Source organism: endosymbiont of Riftia pachyptila (vent Ph05), from assembly GCF_000224455.1.
Classification (GTDB): Bacteria; Pseudomonadota; Gammaproteobacteria; order Chromatiales; family Chromatiaceae; genus Endoriftia; species Endoriftia persephonae.
This window is the reverse complement of the sequence record NZ_AFOC01000141.1, coordinates 1-5,653: the sequence shown is the minus strand read 5'-3', so window position 1 is coordinate 5,653 and position 5,653 is coordinate 1. Positions and strand designations below refer to the sequence as shown.

Annotated in this window: 9 protein-coding genes; 6 read left to right on the top strand and 3 right to left on the bottom strand. The window is 57.7% G+C overall.

Annotated features, from left to right (window positions below):
- The 3 genes from RIFP1SYM_RS15355 to RIFP1SYM_RS15345 all read right to left on the bottom strand — a co-directional run.
- On the bottom strand, window positions 1-247 hold a 247-nt coding region (locus tag RIFP1SYM_RS15355; RefSeq protein WP_039960722.1), incomplete at its 3' end, for a DUF3549 family protein.
- A complete protein-coding gene (locus RIFP1SYM_RS15350) occupies window positions 244-681 on the bottom strand; it encodes a YcgN family cysteine cluster protein (protein ID WP_305790606.1) in 438 nt (145 codons plus the stop codon). The genes RIFP1SYM_RS15355 and RIFP1SYM_RS15350, both read right to left, overlap by 4 nt.
- Window positions 682-1,064: 383 nt before the next feature.
- Window positions 1,065-1,373 carry a hypothetical protein gene (locus RIFP1SYM_RS15345; RefSeq protein WP_039960721.1) on the bottom strand — a complete coding sequence of 103 codons (309 nt, stop codon included), beginning with the start codon at window positions 1,371-1,373 and terminating at the stop codon, window positions 1,065-1,067.
- 85 nt (window positions 1,374-1,458) lie between these two features.
- Here RIFP1SYM_RS15345 and RIFP1SYM_RS15340 point away from each other — a divergent pair, with 85 nt between their 5' ends.
- The 6 genes from RIFP1SYM_RS15340 to RIFP1SYM_RS15315 all read left to right on the top strand — a co-directional run bounded on the left by RIFP1SYM_RS15340 (window position 1,459) and on the right by RIFP1SYM_RS15315 (window position 5,493).
- Window positions 1,459-1,935, top strand: coding sequence for a methylated-DNA--[protein]-cysteine S-methyltransferase (locus tag RIFP1SYM_RS15340; RefSeq protein WP_005966483.1), 477 nt, complete (start codon window positions 1,459-1,461; stop codon window positions 1,933-1,935).
- Window positions 1,932-2,837 carry a site-specific tyrosine recombinase XerD gene (gene xerD / locus RIFP1SYM_RS15335; protein ID WP_005966481.1) on the top strand — a complete coding sequence of 302 codons (906 nt, stop codon included), beginning with the start codon at window positions 1,932-1,934 and terminating at the stop codon, window positions 2,835-2,837. Before RIFP1SYM_RS15340 ends, xerD begins: the two co-directional genes overlap by 4 nt.
- Before the next feature lie 96 nt (window positions 2,838-2,933).
- A complete protein-coding gene (locus RIFP1SYM_RS15330) occupies window positions 2,934-3,416 on the top strand; it encodes a YajQ family cyclic di-GMP-binding protein (RefSeq protein WP_006475850.1) in 483 nt (160 codons plus the stop codon).
- Window positions 3,417-3,419: 3 nt separating this feature from the next.
- A complete protein-coding gene (locus RIFP1SYM_RS15325; RefSeq protein ID WP_005966477.1) occupies window positions 3,420-4,175 on the top strand; it encodes a DsbC family protein in 756 nt (251 codons plus the stop codon).
- Between the two features lie 168 nt (window positions 4,176-4,343).
- Entirely contained in the window at window positions 4,344-5,093 is a 750-nt protein-coding gene (locus RIFP1SYM_RS15320; RefSeq protein ID WP_006475851.1) for a PP2C family protein-serine/threonine phosphatase, read from the top strand.
- Window positions 5,032-5,493, top strand: coding sequence for an FHA domain-containing protein (locus RIFP1SYM_RS15315; RefSeq protein WP_081417785.1), 462 nt, complete (start codon window positions 5,032-5,034; stop codon window positions 5,491-5,493). Before RIFP1SYM_RS15320 ends, RIFP1SYM_RS15315 begins: the two co-directional genes overlap by 62 nt.
- Window positions 5,494-5,653 lie beyond the last annotated feature (160 nt).

The following is a 5,653-nucleotide window of genomic DNA, read 5'->3' as shown; positions in this document are numbered from 1 at the left end:
TGCACTGCTCGTCGAGGGGCAGGTGCAGAAACCAGATCGAGACCTCGCCCTGTGGATTGTCCGGTTCTGCAAGCAGGACAGCAAACCAGGCCTGCTGCTGCAAAGGTAGGGGATAGGGGCTGCGGGTACATTCAAAGTCGAGAAAGGCCGCTCTGTCGATCGGGTTCACACGACGTCCCATATCGAAATAACTGGGCTGGAAGCCGCTCGTTTCCAGCAGTTCGGCGAGAGTGGAGCCTGGTTTCATGCCTGCACCCAGTCGATCAGGTGATACTCCAGGTCATCCGCTTCCGCTTCAGGCACCACCCGGCCGCAGATGGTATGGCCCGCAGCGGCAACGCTGTGAGGGTCGTGGGAGCGCAATGGGTGCCAGCTGGGGAGTTCTGCACCTTCTGCCAGCAGCCGATAGGCGCAGGTAGAGGGCAGCCAGTAGGGGTCATCCAGGTCTTTGGGTGTGAGTGTGATGCAGCTTGGCACCAGGGTGGAGCGCTCCTGGTAGCGGCTGCAGCGGCAGCTGTCGAGGTCGAGCAGGTCACAGACCACGTTGGTGAAATAGATCTCCCGGGTCTCAGCATCCTCCAGCTTCTGCAGGCAGCATTTGGCGCAGCCGTCGCAGAGCAACTCCCATTCGCTGGCGGAGAGCTGTTCAAGTGGTTTCGATCTCCAGAATGGTATTGTCACTATCGATCCGGCGGCTGTTGATGGGGTGGCGCATTGTCCGGGTTCCATCGAGTCTGTGCAACGCTTGACAGGGAGGCGGGGGATTGTATGACCTGTGTCACATTATGCGGCCGCCTCTAACTCGAGGTTTTTTCAGTTTTTTTCACTTGTCAAATTCTTTATGCACACCCTAGTCGTTTGCTTCGCAATGCCTGGGTGCTGCCTGACAGATTTTTACTTGGTCTGTCAATATATTTGTAACTAGTTGAAATTAAAGGATATATCTAGATTGTATAAAAACTGATCAATCTAACAGGAGGGCTTGAGCGACAAGGGCTGCAGGCAAATACAATCACCTTACCCACAAAGTTATCCACAAGAACTGTGGAAAGATGAGGCGGCGGTTATCTATCTGTCTGAACTGCCTGGATTTCGGGGCTGGAGAGGGCGGTTTCGTTGTAGAGGCGACTCTGCTCTTGGATCTGTTGATCCAGTATCTGATTACGGCGCCACCCCTCCTGGAGATCTTGTGAGAGTGTTTGTAGGCGCTGCCTGGCTGCCAGGTTCTGCTCGCGTAGACGCTGACCTGCTGCGAGTAGTTCGCTGACTTGGCGGTTCAAGCTGTTGATGTCGGGCCGGTTGTCGTCCGCCAGTGCGCTGGGGACGGTTGGGAGGAGCAGTATCGTCAGCAGGGATAGGGGTAAGATAGACATATCTCGCTGGGGCCTGTGGCGCTGGCGGGTGAATTTTGTTCTGATTTGGTGTCGGTTATTTTTACACTTTTTATGACGAAAGATTATGGCGGATAGGCCCGACTATCAAGCGGTAATTGATGCCGCTTGTTGTCGTTTTGGCGTGCGCATGCGGGGGCATGAGCTCTTGTCCATCGATTTCCTGCCGCGAACCTGGCTCCTGATGGATGCGACAGAGAGGAACGTCTCTGCGATTGTCCAACAGATCGAGGCCTATCTGGTTGATCCGCAACAGTCGATTAGCTGCCGTCGTTTTTCGCAGGGCACACCCTTTCAGCAGCGGGTGTGGCAGCGCCTGCGCCAGATCCCGCCGGGTTCCACCCTTACCTATGGTGCATTGGCGGCTGAGTTGGGAACCAGCCCCAGGGCAGTGGGCAATGCTTGTCGTGCCAACCCCTGTCCATTGGTGGTGCCCTGCCATCGGGTGGTAGCCGCCACTGGGCTGGGGGGGTTTGCCGGCAGGCGGAGTGGGACAAAACTGGCGATAAAGGCCTGGCTGCTACGGCATGAGGGGGCATTGTGAGTGAAGCGGTGGTGGAGCAGGCGCTGATCGAGGCGTTTGCCGATGCGCTTTGGATGGAGCGGGGACTCAGCCAGAATACCCTGGTCGCCTACCAGAGCGATCTGTCGAAGCTCTCGCTGTGGCTGCAGCGCCAACGCGGCAAAAGATTGCTCGAGGCGGGACAGAAGGATCTGTTGGGCTATTTGGCGGTGCTGGCGCAGCAGGGTCGCCAGGCCCGCTCCAGTGCCCGGCTGCTCTCTTGTATGCGCCAGTTTTACCAATATGCGGTGCGGGAGAGTCTGCTCAGCGCCGACCCCAGTGCGCAGATCGAATCGCCGAAACTGCCTCGCCCGTTACCGGGCACCCTCACTGAGCGCGAGGTTGAGCAGCTATTGGCGGCCCCCGACGTGGGCGATCCTCAGGGGGTTCGTGATAGGACCATGCTGGAGCTGCTGTATGCTACCGGCCTGCGGGTCTCGGAGCTGATCGATCTGCGCCCAGAGCAGATCAGTCTGAGCCAGGGCGTGGTACGGGTCATCGGTAAGGGCGACAAGGAGCGGCTGGTGCCGATGGGGGATGAAGCTCAGTCGTGGATCGAGCGTTTTCTGCGCGGACCGCGCCAGGCGATCCTGGGTCAGCGGGTCTGTATCCACCTGTTTCCTACTCGACGCGGCAGCGGCATGACCCGACAGGCATTCTGGTATCTGATCAAGCGCCATGCCCGGCAGGCGGACATCGACAAACCAATCTCACCCCATACCCTGCGCCACGCCTTTGCCACCCATCTGCTGAATCACGGTGCAGATCTGCGCGTGGTGCAGCTGCTGCTTGGCCACAGCGATCTCTCCACCACCCAGATCTATACTCATGTGGCGCGGCAGCGGTTGAAAGCTCTCCATGCCAAACACCATCCGCGAGCCTGAAGCGGATGCTGCATGGGTCCTGTCAATGCCTGATGTGCAGCGGGAACTGTGCTACATTCCCGCGATTATTACATTCAGCTTTGCGGGGAGGTGAATATGTCTTCATTCGATATTGTCTCTGAGGTGGATCTGCAGGAGGTCCGTAACGCCGTGGATCAGGCCAATCGGGAGGTCAGCACCCGATTCGACTTCAAAAAGGTGGATGCCAGTTTCGAACAGAATGACTCCGAGATCACACTACGCGCCGAGCAGGAGTTTCAGCTGCAGCAGATGCGGGATATCCTGCGGCAAAAACTGGTCAAACGGAACGTTGATGTGGGCTGCATGGAGATCCGGGAGCCGGAGACTAGCCTCAACGCCGCTCGCCAGCTGGTGATCATCCGCCAGGGCATAGATACCGATACCGCGCGCAAGATAGTCAAGGCGATCAAGGCCACCAAGATCAAGGTGCAGGCGCAGATCCAGGGTGAGCAGGTGCGGGTGAACGGCAAGAAGCGGGACGACCTGCAGCAGATTATCGCCACGCTCAGAGAGGCGGACTACGGGCTGCCTCTACAGTTTCAAAACTTCAGGGATTAACTCATGCAATATTATCGTTTGCGAAATCGCCTCAGGCGGGTTGCGGCACCACTACTGGGTGGGATGCTGCTATTTTCCGGGCTGGTGGTTGCCGCTGACAGGGCGGAGATCGAGCTGGTCAGGCAGGGGGTCGGCAAACTGCTGGGAGGGGAGACGCCCGACAGTATCCAGCCTTCGGTGATACAGGGGGTCTACGAGGTGATGATCGGGCCGCGTCTGGTCTACGTCAGCGCCGATGGAAAATATCTGCTCAATGGCAAGCTGTTCGATATCGAGACCCGCGAGGATCTGACTACCCCCAAGGTTGCCAAAGCGAAGGCGCGGGCGATTGAGGCGGTGGGTGAAGAGAATATGGTGATCTTTGCGCCAGAGAAGTTTGAGCACACGGTGACGGTGTTCACCGACATCGATTGCGGCTACTGCCGCAAGCTGCACAGTGAGATAGGCCAGTACAATGATCTTGGCATCCGCGTGCGCTACATGATGTTCCCACGTGCCGGGGTGGGCAGTAGCTCCTTCGACAAGGCGGTCGCTGTCTGGTGTGCCGACGACCGTCAGAAGGCGATGACGCTCTCGAAAGCGGGCAAACAGGTTGAGCAAAAAAAGTGTGAAAACCCGATCATCCAGCACATGGAACTGGGGCAACTGCTGGGCGTGACCGGTACCCCCGCGATCTTCTTTGACGATGGCGAACTGCTACCGGGCTATGTGCCTGCAAAGCGCATGCTCTCCTATTTGAAGGCGAAACAATCCCAGTAGCAGCAGCAACGAATCGATGTCAGCTGAGAGGGGGCTTTGGCGCCCTCTTTGTATATTTGCAGCTGTGCAATAGAGATTAATATCATCGGATAGTTGCCGCTTAATGGGTGGCGCGGATCGAAACAGCCAAGTTTGGGACAGGGGGGACACGTGGAGTTAGCGGTTGTGATGCGTACTGATACGGGAGTGGTACGCCAACGCAATGAGGATGCGGTGGGAGCAGATCCTGATGCTGGCATCGTTATCCTCGCGGATGGTATGGGCGGCGCCAATGCCGGCGATGTGGCGAGCAACCTGGCGGTCAACCTGCTGCTCAACCGGCTGCTGGATACTCCCGGTGTCGCCAGTGGTCCGGTGGATTGTGATCAGTTGCGCCTGACGGTCCAGGAGGTCAACTCCGCGATCTATTCAGCGGCCCAGGAGATGCCCGAGTGCAAGGGTATGGGCACCACCCTGGTGTTGGGCATGTTTCGTGGAAACGATCTGATCTACGGCCATGTGGGTGACTCCCGTCTCTACCGCTTACGCGGAGGGGAGCTGGAGATGCTGACCCGTGACCACTCACTGGTCGAGGAGCTGGTTGCTCAGGAGGTCTTCTCCTCCACCGAAGAGGCGCGCAGGTCAGGGGTGCCGGGCAGCGTGCTCTCACGTGCCTATGGCATCTTCCCCTATGTCGAGGTGGATCTGGAGAAGACACGCCTGGAGACGGGCGATCTCTACCTGCTCTGCACCGACGGACTGAACGGTATGCTAAGCTCGAACGAGATTCACGAATATTTGATGGCAGGCGATGAAGATCTGGAACAGACGGCCGATCAGCTGATAGAGGCCGCCTGTGAGAAGGGTGGCATGGATAATGTCTCTGTCATCCTTGTCAGAGTTTGGGACGACAAGGAGGCCGAGCTTCTGCAGCAATAGTGGGGAACCGGTGATGGAAAAACTCGTGATGATCGATAAAGGAAGGGTCTTGAGAGAGGTCGATCTCAGTGGTAAGCGGGTGATGATTGGAAGGGATCCGATGAGTGATATCTGCCTCAATGACACCTCGGTCAGCCGCCACCACGCCGCGGTGGTGCGCATCTTCAACGAATATTTTCTGGAAGACCTGCGTAGTACCAACGGCACCAAACTCAACGGCCACGAGATCCGAAACACTTCCTCAAGCATGGCGACCGAATCAACTTGGGCGTCTTTGAGTTTGAATTTCAGGTGGGCGAGGACAGAGCACAAGAGCCTGAGCTGGATCGAACTGTGGTGCTTCATCCGGCGGATCAACGCCGCCCAGCCNCTGTGGAAAAAACAGCGCATCAAGCGCTAGCGGCGCATGTACTCTATCCTGGATGGTCCTGAACGAGGCAAGCAGCAGGCATTGCAGGATCAGTTCTTTACCATCGGCAAGCCGGGCAGCGATCTGGCGCTGATCAACCGCCGCCACCGCAACTATGTGCTGCTCAAGCTGGCTGGCGATACCCTTCCCA